The organism is Ensifer sp. (assembly GCF_035999135.1).
GTDB lineage: Bacteria > Pseudomonadota > Alphaproteobacteria > Rhizobiales > Rhizobiaceae > Ensifer.
Window position 1 is genome coordinate 1 of record NZ_DASYGZ010000176.1, and the last position, 1,829, is coordinate 1,829.

Annotated in this window: 1 protein-coding gene and 1 pseudogene; both read right to left on the reverse strand. The window is 62.9% G+C overall.

The features are described 5' to 3' along the window. Positions 1–1,317, reverse strand: a 1,317-nt coding sequence (locus tag VGO12_RS23275; protein WP_327515106.1) for a PDC sensor domain-containing protein, incomplete at its 3' end; no start/stop codon positions are given. A gap of 286 nt (positions 1,318–1,603) precedes the next feature. Next, positions 1,604–1,829: pseudogene (locus VGO12_RS23280) on the reverse strand (chemotaxis protein); the annotation flags it as partial.

Genomic DNA, 1,829 nt, shown 5'->3' on the forward strand with positions numbered 1-1,829 from the left:
ATCGCCATCGGCAAGGCGGCCAAGGCCGGACGCAAGACCATCGACGGCCTGCTGGATTTCGGCAGCGTCACGCGCCTTCTGCGCTTCGCGCTCGAGGCGCTCGCGTTCCGACAGCGACCGGTTGGCGTCCGCTTCGCTTTCGAGCTGCATCTTGGCAATGGTCGCATCGCGCAGAACCCGCAGTGACCGGGCGAGATCGCCGATCTCGTCCTTGCGCTCGGCTTCCGAGAGGTCAACGTCGGTCTCGCCGGCAGCGATCTGGCCGGTAACACCGATGACATTGGCGACCCGCTTGCGGAAGCGGCTGGCAAGCGTCCAACCGACGACGATCATGATGGCGGCCGCAACGGCGATGACGGCGATCGAGATCATGGCAAGCTGCGAAAGGCCGGCAAAGACCGTTGCCTCGGGTACCGAGACGACGACATACCAGACGGTATCCGGCAGAAGGTTCACGGGCACGGCGACGGCGAGGTGTTCGGTGCCGTCGGTGTGTTTCAGCGCGAAGGCATGGCCGGTGCTGGCCAGCAACTGCCCCCAACCCTCCCCTTGCAGGGGCGTGTCCTTCAGCACCTTGCCGAGAACATTGCTATCCGGGTGGCTGATGATGCTGCCGTCCTTGCTGATCAGGGACACAAACCCGGTGCCGAACGGCTTCAGCTTGCCGAGTTCGGTCGAGAGCTCGCCGAGCGCCATGTCGACGCCGACAACGCCGGTGAAGGCGCCATCCTTTTTCAACGGCACCATGATCGAGGTCATCAGCACGTCCTTGCCGTTGATCGGGTAGACGTAGGGCTCGGTGACCATGTCGAGGCCGGTCTTCTTCGGGATCTGGTAGTAGTCGCCGGGACCCGGCTTGTCGTAGTCGGCGAGCGCCTCGTGGATCACCTTGTCGCCGGAGCGGGCGATGTAGGGAACGAAGCGGCCGGTCGCATCATGGCCGGGCTTGCCGACATAGTCGGCGTCCTTGCCGTCAAAGGCGTTCGGCTCCCAGCCGGTGCTCATGCCGACGGCCAGCGGATTGTCGATGATCAGGCGCTTCATCAGCGTCTCGATCTCGGCGCGCGAGGGAGCGCCGGTCCCCTGGACGGCGTAAAGTGCGGAGCGGATGTTGTTTGCGAGTGTCTTGCCCTCGGCAAACTTCGTCTCGACGCTGCGCGCACTTGCCGAGGCAGCATTGGTCATTTCGGCAATGCTGCGTTCGCGCAGTTGCTGATAGGAGAGCCAGAAGACGACGGCGGCCGTGACCATCGAGGTCACGAGCCCGGTCATCACGATGGCGAACATGTTTCTTGCCGTTGCAGTCTTTAGGATCACCGTACGTCTCCCCTCGCGCTTCAACCATTCTGGTCGTGCGCGGCCAAAACATTCATTGCGAGCATCGGGACAGGTGTCTGGAACACATCGCGAGACGGATCTGGAGGCGACGTGCGGAGCGAAGTCATTTCGCGGCGAAGAAACGGTATGCGCGACCGCTTTATCAAAGCTTAAGAAACAAGGGCATGACTCACGATCTTGCAGTGAAAGACGAGAATCCTGATGCAGTGCGCAAAGAAAAGGCCCGGTCTCCCGGGCCTTTTGCATGATCGACTGGCGGCGAGAATTACGCTGCCCGGCGGCGGTGATGGGTCGCTGCCGCGTAAACCCCTTGCGTATCGCCGAGGTTGAACTGGGCGAGCAGCGCGTTGAGCGAGGCAGCCTCGGAGGCAAGGCCGTGGCTTGCCGCCGTCTGTTCCTCGACCATCGCTGCGTTCTGCTGCGTGCCCTGGTCCATGGTGTTGACGGCCGTGTTGATCTCCTGGAGACCGGTCGACTGTTCGCGGGTCGCC